Origin of the sequence: Spirosoma validum (assembly GCF_014699035.1) — a bacterium.
Taxonomy (GTDB): Bacteria; Bacteroidota; Bacteroidia; order Cytophagales; family Spirosomataceae; genus Spirosoma; species Spirosoma validum.
In genome coordinates this window covers 1,070,668-1,095,256 of the sequence record NZ_JACXAA010000001.1, presented here as the reverse complement: position 1 = coordinate 1,095,256, position 24,589 = coordinate 1,070,668, and the positions used below count along the sequence as shown (strand labels likewise).

Below are 24,589 nucleotides of genomic sequence, written 5' to 3'. Positions count from 1 at the left end.
AACCGTGCAGTCAATGAAACCCGTCGCTGTTGCCCCTGTTTTCTTCGCCTTCGAGAGCGACTTTGTCGATTCATTACGTTGTATTCCGATGGTGGTTCGGTATAAACTTGATACGTGCGGGATCAAATTAAAACTACCCGAATGGGTTAAACTCACCGTCGCCGACAAAGCCCGCCTGGCTGAACAACTCTGTCATACATCTGCCGAAATTAATCAGTACCGCCTTGATCTGATTGAGCTTGTTTTGCTACGTTGTCAGCACCGGGTTAGCGAACTAGGCGTAGTCGACGCTACCTGGGACGTATTAAATCAGGTACCGGACGAGGTTCAACAAAAGGCGGTTGAATGGGCGTGTAACCCCTTAACAATTCAGCAATGGCTTCAGCTCGACGTTTTGCAACGCTTCGCCCTGGTTAAGCTGAGCCGGTCGGGCCACGAAGGCAGGAACTTCCCCCGCGCAATTCGGGAGTTTTTTGGAAGCTTATGATTGTTAAAACCCCTAAATCCCCTGAAGGGGACTTTGTCTGCGAGTGAGCAAAGTCCCCTTCAGGGGATTTAGGGGTTTGAGGTGAAAGGCTATCTCATTTAATCTGAACATTACGTACAATCGCTTCCTCAACTTTGGCCGGATTATGCGAACAGATGTAAAGTCCGACGTAAACCTGATTGGGTAAATTATCCATTGTGTGCGACCCGATTGTTTGCAGAGTTTCACCTTTTTTAGCCGCCCGCATCGTATAGTCGTTTCCTTTCCGTTCAATCTGAATGGTCTGAACGTTTTTTTCTTTGCTGAAAATTTCGTCCTCCGGATCGCGCATGGCCATGCCTTTGGTCACTCGCCATTGAAAAACGGTTAAGCCGTCGCCGTGAGCTACCGCGCTGATGTGTGAGGCATTATCGTCTAACGATTCACGTACCATCCAACCCACTTTTCGGTGTGGATCGGTGCCCGTTCCAACGAATTCGAAGTCAGCGGTTACGGTAAAATCTCCGCTTAGTTTTTTGAATAAATACTGAAACTCATCCCGTTCAAACCAGATGTTATAGCCAGAGCCTTTCAGCGTGTATTCTTTTGTCTTTTTATTGTATTCTGACGAACCGGCAAGTTTAGGATTGCCAATATCCATACTTTGCTGAAAATCACCAATCCGTTTGGCTGGCATAAAACTAACGGCGAGGAACGTAGCAACAATGAAAAGCGAAAAGCCCAGAGTACGCATGAATGGGGTTAATAAAGGAGATGAAAGGGTAAAATTTCTATTTTTCAACCGGGCTAATGCTGCTGATTTCCGAATTGCTGATAAAGGCAACCCGTTTGCTGTCCGGCGACCAGGATGGCGTATTGATTGTACCCTGACCACCGTAGATATAAGCAATTACTTTGGGCTGGCCTTCGCCCGAAATTGGGAGCATGCGCAGGTAAACATGCTTATAAAACGGATGATCGTTAGCCTTCACTTCTTCCTTCAGAAAAGACAGGAACACGATCCATTTACCATCGGGTGAGATGTGCGGAAACCAGTCGTGAAATTCATCATTTGTGATAGCTGTCTGCTCGCTGCCGTCGGCTTTCATGCGATAGATTTGCATCGTGCCGGTACGAGCGGAGTTGAAATAGATATACTTTCCGTCGGGCGTGTATTCGGGGCCATCGTCGAGGCCTTTGGCTTCAGTCAACTTCACTTCGGAACCACCCTCCGACGGCATGCGATAAATATCGAACTCATTATCACGCTGTCCGGTGAACACGAGGTGTTTTTTATCGGGCGACCAACCATGCAGATACGATGGCCCTTTTTGAATAACCTGTTTAGGGGTACCACCCTTCGTTGGAACGGTGTAAATGATCGAGCCACCTAATGCCTGTACGCCACTGCTCAGACCAAGCATCTTGCCGTCGAAGGAGAGAACGTGGTCGTTGTTATTGTTCTTCACGTCGCCCGTGTTCAATTGCGTAGGCTGGCCTTTCGCCAAATTGAACGCATAGATCAAACCATCGCTGTTGTAGATCAGGGTTTTATTATCGGGCGTCCAGTTGGGCGCCTGAAGCGACTTCGGCGAATTGTAGATGACCTGACGGCTTCCCGTTGTTACGTCTAAAATCTCCAGATTACTGCCTAAATATTGTTTATAAGGGACCAGGCTTTCAGGGGCAGGTGCGCTAATCCGTACATCGCGGAAGACACCCCGCTCCAGTACATCTTTGTTATGGGAGCCAACAAATAATCCGACATATACCTCTTCTCCCAGATTCAGATCGGCGACTTGCTCTGTTACAAATGGCTCACCGAATTTGGCGACGCGCATGGTATACGTATTACCTTTCCGCTCAAGCTGAATCACATCAGCATGGGTTAACGTTGACTTCACTTCGTCTGTATTTGCTCCGGCCGTACGTCTGAATTGAAGCGAAGTCAGCCCATCGCCGTGTACGACAGCATTAATATGGGGCGATTTGCCATCCAGACTGCTACGTACCATCCAGCCAACTTTTCGGTGGGGATCGACGCCTTTACCAACGAGTGCTGCCCGCGTATACAGGATGAAATCGCCTTTCATGCGTTTATGCAGAAAGTGAAACTCGTCGTGGTCGAACCAGATATTATAGCCCGAACCTGATAGATTATATTCCCGAGTTTTCGGATTATAGCTGGCTGAACCTTTCTTCAGTACGTTGCCAATATCACCATGGTCTTCAAAGACACCAAGCGATAGTTTTTGCGCCAGACTGTCAGCGCTGCCTATGAACAGAAAGCCGACTAGATAAGCCAGGATAAGAGTAGGAGAGGTCTTCATCGAAAATGTCTTTAGGAGACTGTGTAAATGCTGATCGGTAGATTACCAATCAACTGGTTATAGAAGTCAGTTGGTTGATAATCTACCGATCAAACACCCATAAAACGAAAAGTCACTTACGGAGTAATGGTTTCGAAGGAGCCATCTGGTCTACGCGTCAATTCCATCACTTTGATGTTCCGCAGATGCGTTTTACCGGAGAGCTCAACGTCGTGGTAAAAAATGTACCACTTTCCCTTGAATTCAATAATCGAATGGTGCGTGGTCCAGCCTTTTACCGGATTCATGATAACGCCCTGATACGTGAACGGGCCATAGGGTGATTGGCTGGTGGCATAGGCTAGAAAATGCGTATCGCCAGTTGAATACGAGAAATAGTAAGTGCCCTTGTACTTATGCATCCAGGCACCCTCGAAAAAACGTCGGTCATGGTCTTTGCCGAGTAGCGGTTTGCCATCCTTATCGACAATTTTTACATCTTTCGGGGCTTCATCGAAACGTAGCATGTCGTTGCTCAGACGAGCTATTTTAGCGCTCAACGCTGGCTCATCAGGTTTCTCCAGATCCGTTTTCAAGCTGGCATTATACGTTCCTGTAGCCCAGCGTTGAAGCTGCCCGCCCCAGATGCCACCAAAATACATATACGACTTTCCGTCTGTGTCCGTAAAAACAGCCGGGTCAATGCTATAGCTACCATCAATCGGCTTGGGTTCGGCTTTAAATGGACCGGTTGGAGATTTACTGGTCGCTACGCCCATGCGAAATACATCCTGTTTGTCTTTAACCGGGAAGTACAGATAATACGTGCCGTTTTTGTAAGCCGCATCGGGTGCCCACAATTGCCGTCCGGCCCAGGGAATATCGTTCAGGTCCAGCGCAACCCCATGATCGGTAATTTTCCCATTGACATTATCCATCGATAGAATATGGTAATCGCGCATGGCAAAATGGGCTCCCTGATCATCTTCCGGTACGCCCGCGTCGATATCGTGGGAAGGGTAAATGTAAATTTTGCCGTTAAATACATGTGCCGACGGGTCTGCTGTATAAATATGGCTGACTAATGGTTTCGGTTTATCTGGGTCTGACTTGGTTGTCGAACTCTGAGCTAAGCTGGGTTTTGCAGCGAAGCCAATCAGAGCGACAACGGCAAGCATGAATTTTTTACTGGTAAACATAGAGTTATGATGAAAAAAGTTGATTAGTTGAAATAGAAAGACTGTATCGATACCTGAAAAGGTCAACATGGATACGTTGCCGACGTAAGTTACGCTGGAGCGCTAGTCTATCCCGTTCGCCTTGATGATAATTCTGGATTTCGTACGCCTATTGCTTGCTGGATGTCGGTTCATGCAGACTATCATCTCCTATTCGGGATCAATCTACAAGCCCAAAAACGGATTGGGACGTAGTGAAGTTTTAAAAATAGAGTTTCAACTGCGGTGTCGTTTCTTGAACTCAAGCGGGTTTTCGCCCGTGACCCGCCGAAAGATTTTATTGAAGTAGGATAAGCTCTCAAAACCACACGCAAAGGAGGCTTCCGTTACGGTATTGTCCAGAAGTAATAATTTCTGTGCTTGATTGACCCGGTATTGGTTCAAAAACTGCGTGAAGGTTAGGCGAGTCATGCGTTTGAAATAGCGACAGAAAGCTGCTTCCGTCAAATTGGCTAGCGCAGCCACTTCCGAAATCTCAATTTTACGGGAATACTGATCCGCAATGAACTGATTTACGCGTTTGAGTCGCTGCTGTTCTTTGATGTTATAGGCACTGGCAACCGCTTCGCCATGCAGCGGTGTGTATTCACTGCTGGTTGCTAACTGCTGAAAGACAGCCAGTAGCGTCATGAGTCGCTCGAAAGGAGGGAGGTAAACCAATTGACGTAGTCGTTCGCCAACGATTTTTTTAGTTTGTCCATGAAATGAAATGCCGGAACGAGCGCGCTCAAACAACTGCGTAATGGCGGCAAATTCTGGAGCCTGCCAGAATGCATCACCCAGAAAGTTTTCTTTTAGCTGGACGACCACTTTCTCGTGATCGGTTTTGACACCATAATCGAAATTGAGGTGGGGAATATTCGGCCCAATAAAGACCAGATCGCTGCCTTCGTAGCGGGAAATATGATCGCCTACGTGACGCGTGCCATTAGCGCCTTCGATATACACGATTTCGTATTCAGGATGGTAATGCCAGAGGAAAACATCGCTCAAATGGGGCGTTAGTAACAAATGAAACGAACTGTTCACATCGGGACTGATCTGCTCATAGGCAAGCTTCATAGATTCGTCTATTTTGTTGATAAATGACGTAGTACGTAGGTTTTGATTAACTTAAGAGCAATATAGTGCAAAAACTGGCTATTTCTGTTCTAACAGCTGTCGGCTTGATCGTGTTAATTTTGTTTCAACAAAATCATCTTTAAGTTCTAATCAGGCAATGGAAGCGACACAAACAATGGCTCCCGTAATGATTCCGGATAATGCGCACAAAGACATTCCGGGTAATCCCTCTACGGCAACCAGTAGCAAAATCAACTTAAACGATCGTTCCGGTGGGAAACCGTTACGTGTGCTGTCGGAAGAAGACTGGAAATTCTGGAAAGACAACGGCTACATCGTCATTAAACAGGCAGTACCTAAGGAAAACGCCGAACGACTGGCCAAACTTCTGTGGGAATTCGAAGAAAAAGATCCTAACGATCCTGCTACCTGGTATGCGCCACCTCGTGCTGAGATGAAAATGAAGGAGTTGACCAACAGCGGCATGGTTGAACTTTACAATCACCAGTATGAATGGGACAATCGCCAATATCCACGCGTTTACGATGCGTTTGTGGACATCTGGGGAACCGAAAAATTATGGGTGACCATTGACCGGGCCAACGTAAATCTACCTGTTCAGCCGGGTTTTGAGTTTAAAGGCTTCATTCATTGGGACTACGATCCGGAAACCAAGCCGCAGAACGTACAGGGCGTTTTGGCGCTGGCCGATCAAACCGACGAAAACATGGGCGGCTTTCAGTGCATTCCCGAACTGTACCGGACGTATGATACCTGGAAACTAACCCAACCCGCCGACCGTAACCATTTCAAGCCCGATACAACTGGTTTCGAGCTGGTGAAAGTAAAAATGGAAGCGGGCGATTTATTAATTTTCAACAGTACGCAACCCCACGGTATCCGACCGAACTTAACGAAAGACAAAGTTCGTCTGGCACAGTACATTTCGATGATGCCCGCCGAAGAAGACAACGAAGCCCTGCGGCAGTGGCGTATTACGTCCTGGCGGGATCGGAAAGCTCCCGAAGGATACGCCTTTCCCGGTGATCCACGCAACTGGGAGCAAACGCGTTACGAACGGGCAGAACTATCCGAATTAGGCGAGAAATTGTTAGGATTACGTAACTGGTAATCAGTAAACTGCTAAGTAATTAATAAGCACACGCAAGGACGTATCATAAAGAGTGCTATCCGGCTAATGCTCTTTGTGATACGTTTTTGTCTGTTTTTCAATTTCTATTCTATCTGTATATTAGAGAAAAATAGGTAGATGTGGGCCGATATACTGACGATCTCAAACAGCAAATTGAACGTATCCTTCATTGGGAACCGTCGTCGCACTGGCGGTTGCGCGATTTTGTATCTCTGAGTGAGCTGGTACGTACCCACACCCGTCAGTACGTCGATGCGCAGGAGTTGCAGGCGTTCTGGAAATCGTCAGCGGTTACGTCACCTGTTTTTCTGGATACGCTTGCCCAATTCGCAGATTACGTCGATTGGAATGATTTCTGTGACCGTAATTTTTACGGCGTTATGGAGCACGACGACGAAACAGAATTGCTTCACGCACCCATGTGGGAAATTCCAGTACGCTGGGTTATTGGTATCTGTTGGTTTTCAATTATTGTATCGGTGGTCATCGGTATTTTATTGGTATGGAAGCGATAAACGATTCTGTACTCTAACTCGTTATTAATCCACGATATTGACCGTAAGAAGAACCCCTGGATCTGTCATCCTCTTACGGTCGTCGTTCCGAGTAAAACCACAACCTAATTTCAAGCGACCGAATGGTACGTTTCCCCTTAAGCCTGAGCCTGTTGCTCAGCGCAACGTTAGTGCTGGCACAGCCAGCACCCAAAACTAAATCAGTTCCGGCAAAGCCAACCTCCCTCAATCTCAGTAACCCGATTCCACTTGATCCTGCTGTAAAAGTTGGCAAACTACCGAATGGACTGACGTACTACATTCGTAAAAATGAGGAGCCGAAGAACCGGGCCGAATTGCGATTGGTCATCCGGGCGGGCTCAGTGCTGGAAACGGATAATCAGCAGGGCTTGGCGCACTTCATGGAACACATGGAGTTTAACGGTACCAAGAATTTTCCGAAGAATGAGTTAGTAAATTTTCTGCAATCGGCAGGGGTCCGGTTCGGGGCTGACCTGAATGCCTACACCGGCTTCGACGAAACGGTTTATCAATTGCCCGTTCCAACTGATTCGGTTAACGTATTCACAAATGCGTTTCAGATCCTGGAAGACTGGGCGCACAACGCTACGCTCGATCCAACCGAAATCGATAAGGAGCGCGGGGTTGTGCTGGAAGAACGTCGGCTCGGTCGTGGCGCTGGTCAGCGGATGCGCGATCAGTATTTCCCGCTTCTGCTGAATAATTCGCAGTATTCGAAACGACTGCCGATCGGTACGGAACAGGTCCTCACTACGTTCCGGCCTGAAACGCTACGTCAATTTTATAAAGATTGGTATCGGCCTGATCTGATGGCAGTTATTGCCGTTGGCGATTTCGATGTAAAGCAAGTAGAAGGGATTATTCGTGAAAAATTCTCACGGATTCCAGCCGTAAAGAATCCAAAACCACGTACTGCCTTTGACATTCCAGCCCATAAAGACACGAAGGTAGTTATCGTAACCGATCCCGAGCAGCCCAACACGGTGATTCAGGTTATCTACAAGCGTCCGGAAATCAAGGAGAAGAACTTGAACGATTTGCGCGAGAGTATCAAGCGGGGTCTGTTCAACACGATGCTGGGCAACCGGATTCAGGAACTAACCCAACGGGCAGATCCGCCATTTCTGGGTGGCTATAGCAACTACAGTGATTTCCTGGGTAATCTGGATGCGTTTACGTCCATCGCCGTAGCGAAGGAAGGGAATGTGGAGCGCGCCATTCGGGCCGTTTTAGACGAGAACGCCAGGGTGAAACAGTTTGGGTTTACACCCACCGAGCTGGCTCGGGCCAAGCAGGAATTCATGACGAACGTAGAGCAGGCCTATAGCGAACGTAACAAAACCCGCTCGGTTAATTTCGTGAATGAATACGTTCAGAATTTCACGAACAAAGAGCCTTATACGAGTATTGAGTTCTATTACGATTTTCTGAAGAAAGAGCAGGATGGTATCAAGCTGACGGAGGTTAATACCTTAGTCGATCAGTTTATCCACAATGATAACCGGGCCGTTATCGTGATGGCACCCGAAAAAGATAAAGCCAAACTCCCGACTGTCGCACAAATTCTGAGCTACGTCGATGACGCTGGTAAAGGACTGACGGCTTACGAGGACAAGACGCTCGACAGTCCTCTACTGACCAGGCAACCCGTGGCTTCCCCAGTTGTCGATGAGAAGAAAATCAAGGACATTGGCGTAACGGAGTGGACACTCAAAAATGGGGTTCACGTGGTCTTAAAACCGACGGATTTTAAGAACGATCAGATTCTGTTCTCGGCCAGCAGTTTTGGCGGTACGTCGCTTTACGACCTAAAGGATTTCCAGTCGGCACGGTTTTCATCGACCTTAGCGGCCATGGGTGGTACAGGTGAATACAACCAGATTCAACTCGGTAAATTTTTGTCGGGCAAGCAGGTCAGCGTGTATCCGTTTGTGGGTGAATTGAGCGAAGGCATCAACGGCAGTGCGGCTCCGAAAGATCTGGAAACAGCGTTGCAATTGCTGTATAGCTATTTTACACAACCGCGCAAAGATGCCGACGTAGTGAAAGGCTTTCTGTCCAATCAGCGTAGCGCCTTGCAAAACCGACTGAATACGCCTACACCACAGGGGGTATTTCAGGATACGGTAACGGTAACATTGGGCAACAATAACCCTCGCCGGCAACCGCTCAAACCAGAAGATTTAGACAAAATTGATCTCGATCGTGCGCTGAAAATTTATCAGGAACGTTTCGCCAACGCCGGAGATTTCAGGTTTTACTTTGTTGGGAACTTTAAAGAAGAGCAGCTAAAACCATTAGTTGAAAAATACCTCGGCGGCTTACCCGCAACGGATACCTCGGAAAAATTCAACGATCTGGGTATCCGGGCTCCAAAAGGGCAGGTTAGCAAAACCGTTTACAAAGGACTCGATCCAAAAGCCTCAGTGCAATTGATTTATAGCGGGGATATTAGCTGGTCACCTGAGACATCGACGCAGTTAGATGCACTAGCGGAAGTGTTAGAAATCAAGCTGATCGAAAAGCTTCGGGAAGAAGAGAGCGGTGTATATGGCGTTAGCGCCAGTGCTGCCTACGCTAAATACCCAGTGCCACGCTATACGTTCCGTATCAACTTTGGTTGTGGGCCAGAAAACGTCGAGAAACTCATTGCCAAAACGCAGGAGCTAATCAATGACCTGAAACAGAAAGGTGCCCTGCCCGCTGACATTGCCAAATTTAAAGCCGAAACACGCCGAGAAACCGAAGTTCAACTGAAAGACAATCAGTTCTGGCTCGGCTATCTCCAGAATCAGTACTACAATGGCGATGCGCCCGACGAAGTTCTGCGCGAAAACGAGCATTTAGCCAAAGTAACCGTCGAAAGCACAAAAGAAGCTGCCAATACGTATTTTGGCACAAATTTTATTCGGCTGGTGCTGATGCCAGAGAAGAAACAGTAAATGGAGTTTTCAGTAATCAGTTAAGAGTCGTTAGTGTCTCATTAGGTGGATTGCTAACGACTCTTAACTGATCACTAACCGATTTCATTAACACTAATGGCTCTCAACAGATGACTCAATTGGTATGTTTGTTTTTTTGATGGCAGACATACCACCTTCTACATTCACGACATTGTCGAAGCCACGAGCCTTCAGGATGGAGTTGGCAATCATGGAGCGATAACCTCCGGCGCAATGCACATAAACGGGTTCGTTACGTTGAAGCTCAGCCATGTGGTCATTGAGGTCGTCTAAAGGTAGATTTTGGGCCCCTTCGACGTGTTCATCGGCAAACTCAGCAGACTTACGTACGTCCACTACGTCCAGCTCATTGTTCTGTTGCCAGCGTTTAGCAAATTCTTCCGCCGAAATCGATTCAACCATGTCGATCTCTTTGTCTGCTTGCTGCCATGCCGAAAAGCCTCCATCCAGAAACCCAATGCAGTTGTCATAACCAACCCGGGCCAGTCTCAAAACTGTTTCGCCCTCTTGTCCTGCAGGGGTAATCAATGCAATCGGTTGGGTTAAATCAGGAACCAGCGCGCCAACCCAGGGCGCAAACTGGCCATCTAAGCCGATGTTAATTGAGTTTGGAATAAATCCCCGGGCGAACTCATTGGCATTACGTACATCCAGTACCAACGCCCCTGTTTCATTAACCGCAACCTCAAACGCATCCGGAGATAATGCCTGACTGCCTCGTTGAAGTACCCGATCAAGCGGTTCGGAGCCTTCTTTGTTAAGTCGGGCGTTTTCGGCAAAATAAGCGGGTGCTTCGGTTAGTCCGTCGAGTACTTTCTCAACGAACTCGTCTTTCGATGTTGCCCTCAAGGCATAATTAAACCGTTTCTGATTGCCCAGTGTATCGGTCGTTTCCTTACTCATATTTTTACCGCAAGCGGAGCCTGCGCCATGAGCCGGATAAACAATCACATCGTTGGCCAGCGGCATGATTTTAGTTTGCAGGCTCTCGTAGAGCATCCCTGCTAGATCATGTTCGGTGAGTTCACCTTTGATCGCTAGATCCGGTCGGCCAACGTCGCCAATAAAGAGCGTATCGCCCGTAAAAATAGCTTTGGCTTTGCCGGTTTCGTCGATGAGTAAGTAAGTAGTCGATTCAAGCGTGTGACCGGGCGTGTGCAGGACTTTAATCGTTACGTTGCCCAGGCCGAATGTCTCCCCGTCTTTGGCATGGTAAGCGTCATAACTTGTATTAGCGTTGGGACCGTAAACGATCGTCGCGCCCGTTTTTTTGGCTAAATCCAAATGACCTGATACGAAGTCGGCGTGGAAATGTGTCTCAAAAACGTATTTAATTCGGGCTCCGGCCTTCTCTGCTTTTCGGATATAAGGAGTAGTTTCCCGGAGCGGATCAATAATAGCCGCTTCGCCGTTGCTTTCAATATAATAAGCTCCCTGAGCCAGACAGCCTGTATACAATTGTTCAATAACCATACGTAATTTGAATTTTTGACCGTGTTATAGAATTTCTTTCGAAATCATATAAAGTGCCACGATCAGCACAAACCAGCCAAATCCTTTCTTGAGTTTATCGGGTGCTACGAAGTTTGCCAAATACATCCCAACGAAAATACCACTGATAGATAAACCCGTAAAGGGCAGCAGAAAATTCCAGTCGAGCGTTGTATGATGAATATCCCCTAAGAATCCGACGAATGAATTGATGGCTATAATGAAGACCGACGTAGCCACCGCCCGATGAACAGGTAAGCCTGCCATTAAAACAAGCATAGGTACAATCAGAAAACCTCCACCTGCGCCGATTGTGCCGGTCAGTAACCCAACGGCTAAACCGTCAAGAGACAGACTCCTATAGCGTGGGCGACCATCAGCCGCTTCACCCTGTTCCGGCCGGTCACTACGTATCATGGCTCGGGCGGCAATGATCATGACGAGAGCAAAAAAGTAAAGAATAGCGTCGCTTTTTGGCAATACAAAGGTTCCAGTCTGAACCAGCGGATCAGGCAGGAAGGGTACCAAAAATCGGCGACTTAAATAAACGGATACGAATGAGGGCAGAGCGAAGGCCAACGTAACGCGCAGGTTAACACGCCTTTTCCAGAGATGATTTATGGAGCCTACAAAGGACGTTGAACCTACCACAAAAAGGGAGTAGGTGGTTGCCAGAACAGTCGGTATATGGAAGACGTAGACAAAGATAGGTACGGTGAGAATAGAGCCTCCTCCGCCAGCCAATCCAATCACTAAGCCAACCACAATGGCCGACACGTATCCAAATAACTCCTCTATACTCATTCAGTTACAAAACTACACTTCTCCAGCGAGATGTATAATCTATAGATAAGCAAAAACCCCCTGACTTATTGCCAAGGGGTTTCAGTGCATAACACCTGTTTACAGACGAACTAGTCTTCAGGGTTATTCAAATTACTATGCTTACGGCTGTACAGGAAGTATACAATAATTCCTAACGTACCCCAAACCAAAAAGGCAATTTTAGTATCAACCCGTAGGTTCCACATCAGATACAAATTAGCCAGGATACCCAGCGTAGCGACTACTGGCAGCGCTGGTGTTCGGTAGGGCCGTTCCAGGTTGGGCTCGCGGACACGTAGTAACCATACTGCACCGCAGATCATGGCGAATGCCAGCAACGTACCCGAGCTGCATAATTCCGACACTTTATCAATAGGGGTCAAGGCAGCGACAACCGAGACAATACTACCCACCAGAATTGTACTTTTCCAGGGTGTTTTGAACGTCGGATGAATGGACGCAAACAAGCCTTTAGGTAAAAGACCATCTTTCGCCATGCCCAGGAAAACGCGAGTCTGGCCAAGCATCATCACCAGCATTACAGACGTCAGACCAGCAATGGCGGCAATCGTGATGATATATACGGCCCAGGTCAATCCAATATCAGCAAAAGCCTGAGCAACCGGTGCTTTCAGGTCAAGGTTTTTGTAATTCACCATGCCCGTTAAGACCAGCGTTACCAGAATATAGAGTACGGTGCAGATAATCAGGGAAGCAATAATAGCGAATGGTACGTCCTTGCGGGGATTGATGGCTTCTCCCGCCTGGGTAGAAACAGCATCGAAACCAATGTAGGCAAAGAAAACGATACTGGCCGCTGTAACCATCCCGTTGAACCCGTAATGCTGCTGACCATCTTTCATGACGGCTTCCGGAATAAACGGTGTCCAGTTAGCCGTATCGATATAGAAAGCCCCAACGATAATGACGAAGATTACCACCGCCACTTTTATCATGACAATTAAGTTATTCGTGCTGGCCGCTTCTTTAATGCCTTTTACCAGAATATACGTAACGACCCACACGATCAGGAACGCGGGTAGGTTCATGGCGAATGTAAAATCAGGTACAGCCTGACCGGCTGCCCGGAGCATATCGGCTTTTTCGTGCGCCGTTACGGGGTCATTCATTAACCAGATCGGTGGATCGATGTGGAACAGGTGCAGCAGTTTTTCGAAATAACCAGACCAGCTAACCGCAACGGTTGTTGCCCCCATCATGTATTCCAGAACGAGATTCCAGCCAATGAACCAGGCAAAAATCTCGCCTACCGTACCATATGAATACGCATAGGCAGAGCCTTCAACGGGTAGAATGGAGGCAAATTCAGCGTAGCAAAGAGCGGCAAACGTACAGGCTAAACCTGCCATCATAAAGGAGAGAACCAGGGCTGGCCCAGCCCATTGGTTCGCGGCAATACCCGTCAAAACGAAGACGCCACCACCGATGACCGCACCGATACCCAGCGAGGTTAAGCCCCAGCGGGTTAGCACACGGTTTAGTTGGCTCTTTTGCATATCTGCTGCATAGGCCGAGAGCGGCTTTTTGCGCATTACGCTTGTATCAACTGACTTTATTTGGGTTTCCATGAAGAGAAACAGAGTTTGGTGAAAGTGTCGTTCCGAGAAATAATCTTGGGCAAAAACGTTGGGAAAGATACTAAATTCTGCGACATGAACCAGAAAAAGCCGGATAGTTTTCACGCTATCCGGCTTTTTCTGGTTTAATCAACTAGGACTGAGAGGGGCGAATAAGCGGCTTTTTCTCTTTCTTTTCCTTCTTCGCTGTAAACTCCTCCGGCGTAGCAGCCGCTTTCGTTGTGAAGTCGGCTGGAATCGCATCAAAACCGGTTTTCTTTTCAGCTGTAGCAATGGCAGCAAGATCTCCGTTTTCCTGATCGCGGCTTAGGGCATCGACCACAATTGGCGTGGCAACGAACAGCGACGAATACGTACCAACAATGACACCGATCAACATGGCGAACGAGAAGCCCCGGATGGTTTCACCACCGAAGATGAACAGTACCAACAGAACCAGAATGGTCGAGAAACCGGTCACGGCCGTGCGGCTCAACGTACTATTCAACGCGTTGTTAATAATTGTCGGGATACTTTCTTTCTTGCCTTTGTTCTCCGCCAGATACTCCCGCACACGGTCGAAAACTACGACTGTATCGTTCATCGAGTAACCCATGATGGTTAACAACGCGCCCACGAACGCCTGGTCGACGTCGAGTGAGAAAGGCAGAATACCGTTGAAGAACGTGAAAATCGCCAGGATGATCAATACGTCGTGGAACATGGCTACCACCGCACCATAGCCAAATGCCAGCTTTTTGAAGCGGAGCAGGATATATGCAAACACGACCGCTACTGCCAGCAGAATTGACCACAGCGCTGATGTCAGAATATCGTAGGCAATGGTTGGGCCAACTTTCTGCGAACTTTCAATTTTGGCCAGATTGCCCTGAATGGTGCTTAATCCTTTGTAAATAGCCGCTTCCGCTTTCTTGTCGGCACCTTGTGAATTATCGTCAATCAGGTATGGCGTCGTTACTTTGACCTGATTCGAGCCAATACCCGTACCGCCATACGTTTTCACTTCGGGAGATGAACCCAATACCGTTTCCAGCGAATTCCGAACGTCGTCCGTGCTGACCGCTTTTTCGAAACGTACTACGTAGGAACGACCGCCTTTAAAATCGACGCCCAAGCCGAATCCTCTGAAAACAGCCGAGATAATACCTGCGGCAATAATCACCGACGATACGGTATAGTACAGCTTCCGGCGGGACACGAAATCGAAGTTGGAATCGGCGAACAAATTCTTAGCCCAGGACGAGCTAAAGGTCAATGTTTTGCCATTACGAATGTAATACTCCAGCAACAACCGGGTAATGAAAATAGCCGCGAACAACGAGGTCAGGATACCAATGATCAGCGTTGTGGCAAACCCCAGAATCAGACCCGTACCAAACATAAACAGGACGATACCGGTCAGGAAAGTTGTTACGTTCGAGTCGATAATCGACGACATGGCGTTCTTAAATCCGTCGGCAACGGCTACTTTGAAAGTCTTCCCTTCCGCTAGCTCTTCTTTGATACGTTCAAAAATCAGTACGTTGGCATCGACGGCCATACCAATCGAAAGAACGATACCGGCGATACCAGGCATGGTCAGCACAGCACCAAGCGAGGCCATTACACCCAGCAGGAAGAACAGGTTAACGAGCAGCGCAATGTCGGCAATAAAACCAGCGCGGTTGTAATAGAAAACGACGAAACCCAATACCAGCAGAATACCAACCAACGAGGAAAGAACCCCGGCACTAACCGCTTCTGATCCCAACGTAGCACCCACAACGCTCTCTTCCACGATGTTCGTTGGCGCAGGTAGTTTACCCGCTTTCAGTACGTTGGCCATATCTTTGGTTTCTTCGACCGTGAAGTTACCCGAGATGCTTGACCGACCATTCGGAATTTCGTTCTGTACGTTCGGAGCCGTGTAGACCAGATTATCGAGGAGAATAGCTACTGGACGACCTACGTTTGCTGCTGTCAGGTTTTTCCATTTACGGGCACCTTCGGGGTTCATGTTCATCGTCACTTCAGGCCGACCACGATCGTCGTAATCATTAGAAGCATCCGTAATAACATCACCTTCCAAGGGAGCGCGTCCTGATGGTTTTTTCAGGAAATAGAGGGGTAGAATCTCTTTGCCGTCTGTTGCTTTGAAGGTCTTACGATCCCAGGAGAATACAGCGTCAGCTGGAAATAAGCTGCGTACTTCAGGAGCATTTAGCACTTCGTTTGCCCGGGCCGTATCCTTCAAATAAACGCCTAATTGATCCTGGCCAACTGGTAAAAACAATTGAGTAAGTGCGTTACCCTGAGCCGCTGCAGCAGCCGTGTCCGTTTTAGCTTTACCCGTCGAATCGGTTTTGCCCCCTTGTGCTAGTTGCGATTCGAGGCTCGATGTGCCTTTCGCAGCAGTGCCAGCCGTTGGCGTAGTCGTTTTCAGTGCGGCTTTACGAGCGGCTTCTTCGCGTAATAGATAAGCGCCCATTCCTTCAATGGCAGGAGCCAGTTCATTCAGGCGATAGACTTCCGTGAATTCGAGTTTAGCGGCACCGGTCAAGAGACGACGGATACGTTCTGGATTGTCAACCCCTGGTAATTCAATCTGAATTCGGCCCGAACCTGGTAAACGCTGGATGTTCGGGTTGGCTACCCCGAACTTATCGACCCGTGCCTGAATAATCTGGAAGGCACGCGTAGTAGCGCCGTTTACTTCATCATTCAGCAACTTGCGTACTTCTGTGTCTGACGACTGGAAGTTAATCTTACTGCGGTTTGCACTGGTGGCAAATACGGTTGCCAATTTGGTATCTGGCGCCAGCTTTTTAAAGGCATTCGCAAACAGGTCAACAAAGCTCGTGTTGCTCGTTTTCTGATCTTCAATGGCTTGCTTCAGCGCCTGATTGAATTTAGGATCACGGTTATTGCCCGATAAGCTACGCAGAATGTCGGCCGGTGATACTTCCAGTACTACGTGCATACCGCCTTGTAAATCAAGGCCTAGTCCTAATTCCCGTTCGCTAACCTGCTGAAGCGTACTTCCCAGATAAACGGGTTCTTTCCAGAGCGAATCGAGGTAATGTTGCTTTTTGTCACGGTCAACCTGACCTTGTTTGTTTGTCGCGTAAGCCTCAGCATCGGTCTTAATGCTCCTCGAGACAAACGTAAACGACAGGAAGTAAATGCAGATCGCTGCAATGACACCCGTCAGAATGAGAATTCCGGTTCTGTTTTGCATGAGTGATAACGGTCAGAAGACCGTTAAAGAAAATTTGATGGATTTAAAAAGTAAAGAAACGGTAGTAGACGGGGATAGAGTTTGATCTCTACCGGCACGTATCGACTAAAAGCCTGATACAGCGTTAGGGCGCATTCGTGGCTATGTGGTGCCCAAAAACGTGCTTGAAATAAGAAAAATAGAAATGCGGAATTGTAAAATGCCGAAGCAGCGGGGTGCTCAGCAGTAATAGAATAAGAAGCGTGGGGGCAGGTAGCAGAAAGGCCGTTTGACCCGAATCACCTAGCTGAACCGCAGGGGTTACGACCGCTTCGAATTGGGCTGTGCTTAGTTGAACATCTTCCGAATCCTGATTCGACGTCTTACCCGATTTTGTCTGTTCAGCGACAGCCTTTTTTATCGCCAAAGTCTTCTGCTGCGCTACGTTGCTGTATCCCCAAACGGCCGTAAACAGCAGTAAGGTGGCCAGCATCAGGCTTGAAAGACGTTGGATGACGCGCGGTTGCTTCATAAATTTCCTTAGCGGATGACAAATTTCGCATCATTTTAGATAGAAAGCAAATAGAATATTTACCTACTTTCGTCCTATGAATTTACATGAGTTTATCCAATTGGCCTTAGATGAAGACATCGGCGATGGCGACCACACGTCTCTTTCCACCATTCCGGCTGACGCGCAGAAACGTGCCCGGCTATTAGTCAAAGAAGCTGGAGTACTGGCTGGCGTTGAGGTGGCCCAGGCCATTTTCGCTGAAGTTGACCCGACATTTGTTGTTGACGTTCTCCTGCACGACGGAGCCAGCATCAAACCCGGCGATATTGTATTGACTGTCAGCGGAAATGCTCGCAATATCCTGACTGCCGAACGACTGGTGCTAAACTGTATGCAGCGGATGAGCGGCATTGCTACGCATACTCGTGAATTAGTCAACCTGCTGGAAGGAACTCGGGCTAAGCTATTAGATACCCGTAAGACCACGCCGAACTTTCGTATTTGCGAGAAGATGGCAACGAAAATTGGCGGAGCTGTCAATCACCGCTTTGGTTTATATGATATGATTTTGATCAAAGACAATCATATCGATTATGCCGGGGGAATCGAAGCGGCTATTACCAAAGCCGTTACGTATCTGCGTGAAACGGGTCGCCAGTTGCGTATTGAAGTAGAAACGCGCAATCTTGCCGAAGTGGAAGAGGTGCTACGTGTGGGGCAGGTGGACGTAATCTTATTGGATAACTTCTCGCCCGACGGCATCCGCGATATGGTACGGCTTATCAATGGCCGATTCATCACTGAAGCGTCGGGCGGGATTGACGAAACGAATCTGCGGGCTTACGCCGAAACAGGCGTTGATTTCATTTCCTCTGGCGCATTGACGCATCAGATTAAAAGCCTGGATCTGAGCCTGAAAGCCTATTAATCATTCCATGTTTATTTAACGGGGCTTTCGTCAATGCCTAACCTTGGGAGAGCTGGGTTTAGAATTCTTGGAACGACTTTGATACGAAACACACGCGTTCCGGCTACGTCGAAATCACAGCCATAAACGCCCCGAAGTTTTATGCCTCGATAAACGGCGGTATAATTAACCTTCGGTGGCCACCCATTAAAGGCTAATTCGGCCGTAATGGCATCTACTGCCTTGCGAAGATTGGAAAAAAATGTGGTTGTTGGTTCGCGATGACGAAGCGCCGTTAAGGAGCCAACCGACTGGATAGAGACTTCGTAAATAGTACGACCCGTAGGCCGCATTACGGTACTTTTAGGCAATGTCTTTAGTAGTTTTCTGCAAGTTTATGCAGAAAACTTTTTTAGTGGAAAATAATAGAACTATTTTTCATTGGCTAAACTAAAATAGGAGATACAGCGTTTTACCTACAATCGCGTCAATCAACGCCAGACACTTCAAGTAGTCAAGCGTTTTTTATAGCGAAACAAAAAGCGTCGATCTGTACAGATCGACGCTTTTTGTTTATACAGCTTTTTACTTGTGACGCCTATTTTTTGTACATTACCGTATCGACTGCCTGTAACGTACGCTTCACGTTGGGCAGAATGGCTTCAATAAGCGTAGGGGCGTAAGGAAGCGGTAAATCCATGCTGTTTACCCGAACAACCGGCGCATCCAGATAATCGAACGCGTTACGCTGAATATTGTACGTCAGCTCCGACGAAATCGCTGCCAGTGGCCACGCTTCTTCTACAATCACGCAACGATTGGTTTTCTTCACTGAGTTGATGATGGTTGCGTAATCAATCGGCCGAACCGAACGTAAGTCAATCACTTCAGCAGACACGCCATTTTTAGCCAGTTCGTCGGCAGCTGCGAGCGCTACTTTCATAATCTTGCCAAATGAAACAATCGTTACGTCGTTACCTTCCCGAACTATGTTAGCCTGTCCAATTGGAATCAGGTACTCTTCTTCGGGAACCTGCCCTTTATCGCCATACATCAATTCCGACTCCATGAAAATAACGGGGTCGTTATCGCGGATACAGGATTTTAATAAGCCTTTGGCATCATAGGGGTTAGAGGGGACAACAACCTTCAGGCCTGACGTATTGGCAAACCAGTTCTCGAAGTTTTGCGAGTGTTGCGAAGACAGCATCCCGGCGTTACCCGTTGGGCCTCTAAACACAATCGGGCAGGAATATTGCCCGCCCGACATCGACATAATTTTAGCCGCTGAGTTAATGACCTGATCAATCGCAACCAGCGAAAAGTTAAAGGTCATGAACTCAATAATAGGCCGCAAGCCATTGATCGCTGAGCCAACACCAATACCCGCAAAGCCTAGTTCGGCAATGGGCGTATCAATGACCCGCTCCGGACCAAATTCGTCCAGCATTCCCTGACTGACTTTGTAAGCACCATTGTATTCGGCAACTTCTTCGCCCATTAGATAAACCAGTGGATCTCGGCGCATTTCTTCCGTCATGGCCTCACGTAGGGCTTCGCGGAACTGTATTTCTCTCATGCTGAGTGTATTAATTTCGGTTAATTACTTTACCCAACGATTTATTCCCGTTTGGTAAGGTGGCGGAAAACTGGTCAAAATTAGGCAAAATGACCTGATTCATCAAACTGTCAATCAGGGCTTTTTTTAACTATAGCCTGATTCCGATTATATAACCATCAATAACAGAAAATTGTCTTTTTATCGTACTACCGCCAGTTTACCCGCTAATCCCTCTAATCCATCGGACGTAACAACAACCACTAAATAGATACCTGTTCGTGCCTGGCGCCCCCGGTAGTCCCGCAAATTCCAGGTTGCCGTGCCGCCCTGCGAGCGCGTTTCATACACCAACTGACCACCAGCATCAAGAATTTTAACCGTTGCATTGTCAGTCAGGCCATTGATGCCAACCGTACCCGCAAAATCCGGACGAACTGGATTGGGGAAAATTGTCAGTTTACTAAGTACATCGGTGGGTTCTGTTGCCGAACCTCGATAGGAAATTATACCCCTAGGGCCATCTGATGAGGTGGTCTGAATAAATACGTTACCGCTGACAGGCTCAATCGCTAATGCCTGAATAAGATTACTCGGTAATGGGCTGTTATCGCCCGTGAACGTATCGATCAGTTGCGAACCGTCGGGGGAAACGTGGTAGAGTCCATTTTGGGTGCCAATCCATTTTCGGTTACCGCCGTCAACGGCAAGAACTGTAATCACTTCATTTGCCAGGAGCCGCCGTCGATTAATTAAGGGTGTTTGCGCGTCAACAGTATTGTCGAAGGCACCCGCAGGATTATCAAAAACCATTGGTCCCAAGGCCGTTCCGACCCAAATTGCTCCATTCCGATCCTTCATTAAAGCGCGTACGTCATTGGTCAATAAGCCGCCCTGTCCACTTCCTGTGCCGAGAGACCGACTTCGATTAGTTTGTGGATCAAAAACCAGGATGCCTGTGGAATTGCCCAACCGCAGCCACAAAAAGCCATATTCATCCGGAATAATCTGACGAATATCAACCGTGTTGATCGCCGAAAAGGACTGAAACTGGCCATCTGGCCGACGAACGTGCAGTAAAGCCCGCTGAAAATTTACGCTGGACGTAGCCATCCACAGATTACCCTCAATGTCAGTGGCCAGGCTCGTTATATAATTGCCAATCGTACCCGGTAGCGTAACAACGCTGGGGGCCTGACCTTCGCTTTGACTCCAGAGACCACTGCCAAAGCTGCTGAAATAAAGTTTTTGTTCGGCCGGTAAATAGACTGCTGAGTTAAAACTAAGCATTGTGCCTGAAACGGGACGGCTAATCCAGCGCTGATCAGGCACGGAAAGCAGTTCAAAAGGTGATACACTAGCTGTGGCCTCCTGTGGACCGCTCGGCAAGGCTATAAGGTTTTGTGCATAAGCATATAAACTGGCAAAGCGATCCTGCGTCGGGCCATCGGGCGCAATACGTTGAAACGTACCCGCATTACCTAACAACAAGCCGTTCTGCGTGTCGGCAACCCATACCGTATTGGCATCAGCTACGACTTCACGCGGATTAGTTAGCAAAGGACCGGTAAATGTACTGGCCCCCGGTAAAGTAATTGATTGATTTGTGGCGGTGATCAAACCCGTTGAGGTTGGGAATTGCCGAATAACTGTACTGATTAGCGACTGGACTAAATTCCATTTTCCAGTTTGTCGTTCATAAACGCCTTGCCCATTCACCGTAGCCGATAATCGTCCCTGATTGGTACTGATCGACTCGGTTTGTAAGCCTGGTACGTCCACGGTTCGCCAGTTGGCTGGATCTACGATGTTGACGTTTGAGGCAAAACGCACCGCTCGTAATTGCTTGCCCGTGTCAGTTGAACGTAGCGGGGCCGTTAGCGCATACAGACTATCAGCCGTTACAGTCGTTTGATAGATCGCTAATGGAGTGCCGTCGGGACGTACGCTGAAATACGTATCCCGAATCTCATCTTTCACAACATCCAGTACAACCAGGCCAAAGTCAGTACTGAGATAAGCATTGTTGCCAATGCGATTCAGATGATTGATACCGCGGGAAGAAGGGAGCGTTGACGTTGAGCGGATAATGTTGAGATTTTTGATCGTACCGGGTTCATCGGAGGTCGATATCGTTAGAAAATCCAGGTTGCCGTTCTGATAAGCAATGAGTAATCGCTTCTGGTCAGAGAGATAGAGCAGTCGACTAATGCCAATGTCACTTAATCCCGAGGCTTTTCCAAGCGTAACCGTTTCATTCGTCGCCTTATCGTAGTAGAAAAAACCATTACGTGTAGCTGCATACACTTTACTCCCGACTACAGCCACTGACTGGCCCGATTGGTAGCTGACATGTGATTGCCAGATGCCAATTTGGGCGAATGCTGAATGCTGAATGCTGAATGATAAACAAACCAGGAAGAACGAATGCCAAAAAGCCTTAGGCGATTTTCTAGTTCGCCACCAGTATTCCTGTATATGTTTTATACAATTCCTCATTCCTCATTCTTAACGTCTTCATAAGCCCATTCTTTCGGACCCGCGTGGTCACCGAGATGAAAACAGCGTCGGCAACGGGCTTCATAGCTGTCAGTCTCGCCCAGTAAAACTCGTGATTGGGAAGGAACCAGCCGATATGAATAGTGGGCAATGTCGCCACAAACAACACAAATCGCATGGACTTTTGTTACGTATTCAGCAATACTCATAAGCTGGGGCATACAGCCAAATGGTTTCCCGGAGAAATCCATATCCAGGCCAGCTACTATGACTCGCTGGCCCTGATTGGCTAGTATATTGCAAACATTCGTAATGTCTTTATCAAAAAATTGCGCTTCGTCGATACCCACTACGTCGCAATTACCAGCCAGATCAGGAATCTGATCGGCTGACTGCACGGGTGTTGACCGAATGGTAAGGGCAGAGTGCGAAACAATATTTTCTTCGTGATAGCGGGTATCTAACGCAGGCTTGAAAATCTGAACATTGAGCTTGGCAATACGTGCCCGATTAAGACGACGAATTAATTCTTCGGTTTTGCCCGAGAACATCGAGCCGCAGATTACTTCGATCCAGCCAGTGCGGAGATGGGGCGGTTCGCGTCGGCGGTTGGGTTCAATAAACATCGGATGTCGGTCGTTGTAAAGGCCGGTAATTGATAGAAACGAATTAGAAGGCCGCGTTATCGTGCCTTGTTTTTTGATTTATCGATTAGCCAAAAGAGGTTTGCGATCGAAAACTTTATCTTTACGAAGACTTTTCCTTAGAATCCTAGAAAGGTTCGAAATGAAGGTCCTGTTATACAAAACAAAGGCTTTTCCTGATGTCGAACAAGTTTAATGCCAACGCGCTTACCGAATATAGCAAGTCATACGCCCGTCGGGTTGCTACTGATTTCTATCAGCAGCATGCTACTATCAACGGAGAACAAATTCTGTCGCTGACACCGATTACTCAGATAAATCTGTTGGTTATTAGTAGCTTATCAGACAAGTGGAAAGCGGACGCAGAGAAGTTTCGTAGCCATTATTTTGATTTTGCTCACGCCGACGTCCAGGAAGCTCTGCAACATTTCATGAACGTAGTGTCGCAGCATATTTCGGTTCGGCGTGAACATCTCGAACCCTTGTTAGCGGATGCTACGCGCCGGACGATTATCATGATTTTTGATCCTCGGGCATATTTCGATGAAATTCTACGGAGTCAGCCCGAGTTTATGCTGACAGCTGCTGCTCTGAAGCAGATCACGCGTTTCACAAAAATCAATCAGTTTATTCCGGCTCACATAACCCAACGTACTAAAGATAAGCCGTTTGTCTATGCCAATCAGGCCATTGGTTATCTGGATGAAGCGCTGGCTCAGCGGGGTCATGAGTTAGAACATTACGATAAATACGTAGCCCTGTTTTCGGAAAAATTACCAATGGACGTATCGGCTTTACTGCGGAGTCACGTTCCAGACAGTATACCGACTGCGCCAACACGATCGTTTTTTGATACAGTTGCCGAACCGGCTGTTCCACCAGCTCCCCTGGTTCCGGCTGAAGCTACGCCCGATACCGGTAAGCCTGCTATTCCTCCGCAGCCAGAGCCAATAGTAGAAACGAGTACGTCTAAAGAGGAAGTACGCGAAGCCCTTCAAGAAATCTCGGACCATCCGAAACCCGAAACCGCCGATATGTCGGCGTCGAGTGGGCCTAAGTTTTTGAGTGGAGAACCGGGGCCGGAACCCGTTGCGCCGATCAGCCAGCCATCGCAGTTACCGACCGGTGCTATTTCGCAGCCTACCGTGTCTGAGTCAACTCAACAAATCACTTCTGTTGAGCCAGTTACCACGTTGAATGATACGTTGCGGGAAACGGCGTCTGCTGAGTCTCCAGACAGTCAGGTTACTACCGTTGCAGAAACATTCCACCGAGCGCCCATTGAGAGTATTGCCCGTAGTATTTCGCTGAATCAGAAGTTTCGGTTTATCAATCAGTTATTTAACGGAAATGCAAGCGCTTATAACCAAGCCGTTGAAGAGATTGATACGTTGCAGAGCTATGGCGAAGCACTCGATTTAATCTCTGATCAGTATGCTTCACAGTATCTGTGGGATATGGATAGCGATGAAGTCAGTGAGTTAGTCGAAATTCTGAAACGGCGATTTGCATAAGCAATCCAGTTTTAACCAGAGGTTTAACGAGGCAGTGTATTGACTAATACGACTTACCTCATACTACGGTACTGAAAGCACAAGTGTCTTTTTATGTGTCTGTTTCTTCGTTGAAT

General features: G+C 47.8%; 19 protein-coding genes. 6 read left to right on the top strand and 13 right to left on the bottom strand.

What is annotated here, in order from left to right:
- Positions 1-13: 13 nt before the first annotated feature.
- A complete protein-coding gene (locus IC230_RS04365; RefSeq protein WP_191037727.1) occupies positions 14-487 on the top strand; it encodes a nitrate reductase associated protein in 474 nt (157 codons plus the stop codon).
- 94 nt (positions 488-581) lie between these two features.
- Here IC230_RS04365 and IC230_RS04360 read toward each other — a convergent pair whose 3' ends face one another.
- The 4 genes from IC230_RS04360 to IC230_RS04345 form a co-directional block, all read right to left on the bottom strand.
- Positions 582-1,220 carry a hypothetical protein gene (locus IC230_RS04360; protein ID WP_191037726.1) on the bottom strand — a complete coding sequence of 213 codons (639 nt, stop codon included), beginning with the start codon at positions 1,218-1,220 and terminating at the stop codon, positions 582-584.
- 37 nt (positions 1,221-1,257) lie between these two features.
- Complete coding sequence (locus IC230_RS04355; RefSeq protein WP_191037725.1) at positions 1,258-2,796, bottom strand: TolB family protein; 1,539 nt, start codon at positions 2,794-2,796, stop codon at positions 1,258-1,260.
- A 116-nt stretch (positions 2,797-2,912) separates the two neighbouring features.
- Entirely contained in the window at positions 2,913-3,974 is a 1,062-nt protein-coding gene (locus tag IC230_RS04350) for a glycoside hydrolase family 43 protein (protein WP_191037724.1), read from the bottom strand.
- Positions 3,975-4,229: 255 nt separating this feature from the next.
- A complete protein-coding gene (locus IC230_RS04345) occupies positions 4,230-5,075 on the bottom strand; it encodes an AraC family transcriptional regulator (protein ID WP_191037723.1) in 846 nt (281 codons plus the stop codon).
- Positions 5,076-5,232: 157 nt separating this feature from the next.
- Between IC230_RS04345 and IC230_RS04340 the strand changes: the two genes are divergently transcribed.
- The 3 genes from IC230_RS04340 (at position 5,233) to IC230_RS04330 (ending at position 9,706) form a co-directional block, all read left to right on the top strand.
- Positions 5,233-6,207: a phytanoyl-CoA dioxygenase family protein gene (locus tag IC230_RS04340; RefSeq protein WP_191037722.1), complete on the top strand. Its 975-nt coding sequence runs from the start codon at positions 5,233-5,235 to the stop codon at positions 6,205-6,207.
- 140 nt (positions 6,208-6,347) lie between these two features.
- Complete coding sequence (locus tag IC230_RS04335) at positions 6,348-6,743, top strand: hypothetical protein (RefSeq protein WP_191037721.1); 396 nt, start codon at positions 6,348-6,350, stop codon at positions 6,741-6,743.
- 122 nt (positions 6,744-6,865) lie between these two features.
- Positions 6,866-9,706: a M16 family metallopeptidase gene (locus IC230_RS04330; protein ID WP_191037720.1), complete on the top strand. Its 2,841-nt coding sequence runs from the start codon at positions 6,866-6,868 to the stop codon at positions 9,704-9,706.
- Positions 9,707-9,799: 93 nt separating this feature from the next.
- Here IC230_RS04330 and IC230_RS04325 read toward each other — a convergent pair whose 3' ends face one another.
- The 5 genes from IC230_RS04325 to IC230_RS04305 all read right to left on the bottom strand — a co-directional run bounded on the left by IC230_RS04325 (position 9,800) and on the right by IC230_RS04305 (position 17,369).
- Positions 9,800-11,200 carry an MBL fold metallo-hydrolase gene (locus IC230_RS04325; RefSeq protein WP_191037719.1) on the bottom strand — a complete coding sequence of 467 codons (1,401 nt, stop codon included), beginning with the start codon at positions 11,198-11,200 and terminating at the stop codon, positions 9,800-9,802.
- Positions 11,201-11,224: 24 nt separating this feature from the next.
- A complete protein-coding gene (locus IC230_RS04320) occupies positions 11,225-12,022 on the bottom strand; it encodes a sulfite exporter TauE/SafE family protein (protein ID WP_191037718.1) in 798 nt (265 codons plus the stop codon).
- Between the two features lie 110 nt (positions 12,023-12,132).
- On the bottom strand, positions 12,133-13,632 hold the full coding sequence (locus IC230_RS04315; protein WP_191037717.1) for an APC family permease: 1,500 nt from the start codon (positions 13,630-13,632) through the stop codon (positions 12,133-12,135).
- A gap of 142 nt (positions 13,633-13,774) precedes the next feature.
- Positions 13,775-16,858, bottom strand: coding sequence for a protein translocase subunit SecDF (secDF, locus tag IC230_RS04310; protein WP_191037716.1), 3,084 nt, complete (start codon positions 16,856-16,858; stop codon positions 13,775-13,777).
- Positions 16,859-16,982: 124 nt separating this feature from the next.
- Positions 16,983-17,369 (bottom strand): hypothetical protein, encoded by a 387-nt coding sequence (locus IC230_RS04305; RefSeq protein WP_223860259.1) that lies wholly within the window; start codon positions 17,367-17,369, stop codon positions 16,983-16,985.
- 76 nt (positions 17,370-17,445) lie between these two features.
- Between IC230_RS04305 and nadC the strand changes: the two genes are divergently transcribed.
- Positions 17,446-18,279, top strand: coding sequence for a carboxylating nicotinate-nucleotide diphosphorylase (gene nadC / locus IC230_RS04300; RefSeq protein ID WP_191037715.1), 834 nt, complete (start codon positions 17,446-17,448; stop codon positions 18,277-18,279).
- 11 nt (positions 18,280-18,290) lie between these two features.
- Here the strand turns inward: nadC and IC230_RS04295 are convergent, their stop codons facing one another.
- From IC230_RS04295 to IC230_RS04280, 4 genes are all read right to left on the bottom strand, one after another.
- On the bottom strand, positions 18,291-18,611 hold the full coding sequence (locus IC230_RS04295; protein ID WP_191037863.1) for a hypothetical protein: 321 nt from the start codon (positions 18,609-18,611) through the stop codon (positions 18,291-18,293).
- Between the two features lie 245 nt (positions 18,612-18,856).
- Positions 18,857-19,837: a pyruvate dehydrogenase complex E1 component subunit beta gene (locus IC230_RS04290; protein WP_191037714.1), complete on the bottom strand. Its 981-nt coding sequence runs from the start codon at positions 19,835-19,837 to the stop codon at positions 18,857-18,859.
- A 180-nt stretch (positions 19,838-20,017) separates the two neighbouring features.
- Positions 20,018-22,315, bottom strand: a complete 2,298-nt coding sequence (gene porZ / locus IC230_RS04285) for a type IX secretion system anionic LPS delivery protein PorZ (RefSeq protein ID WP_191037713.1) — start codon at positions 22,313-22,315, stop codon at positions 20,018-20,020.
- On the bottom strand, positions 22,312-22,941 hold the full coding sequence (locus IC230_RS04280) for a thymidine kinase (RefSeq protein ID WP_191037712.1): 630 nt from the start codon (positions 22,939-22,941) through the stop codon (positions 22,312-22,314). The genes porZ and IC230_RS04280 overlap by 4 nt, the downstream gene beginning before the upstream one ends.
- A 197-nt stretch (positions 22,942-23,138) precedes the next feature.
- On the opposite strand from IC230_RS04280, the gene IC230_RS04275 reads away from it, so the two are divergent.
- Positions 23,139-24,473 carry a hypothetical protein gene (locus IC230_RS04275; RefSeq protein ID WP_191037711.1) on the top strand — a complete coding sequence of 445 codons (1,335 nt, stop codon included), beginning with the start codon at positions 23,139-23,141 and terminating at the stop codon, positions 24,471-24,473.
- Positions 24,474-24,589 lie beyond the last annotated feature (116 nt).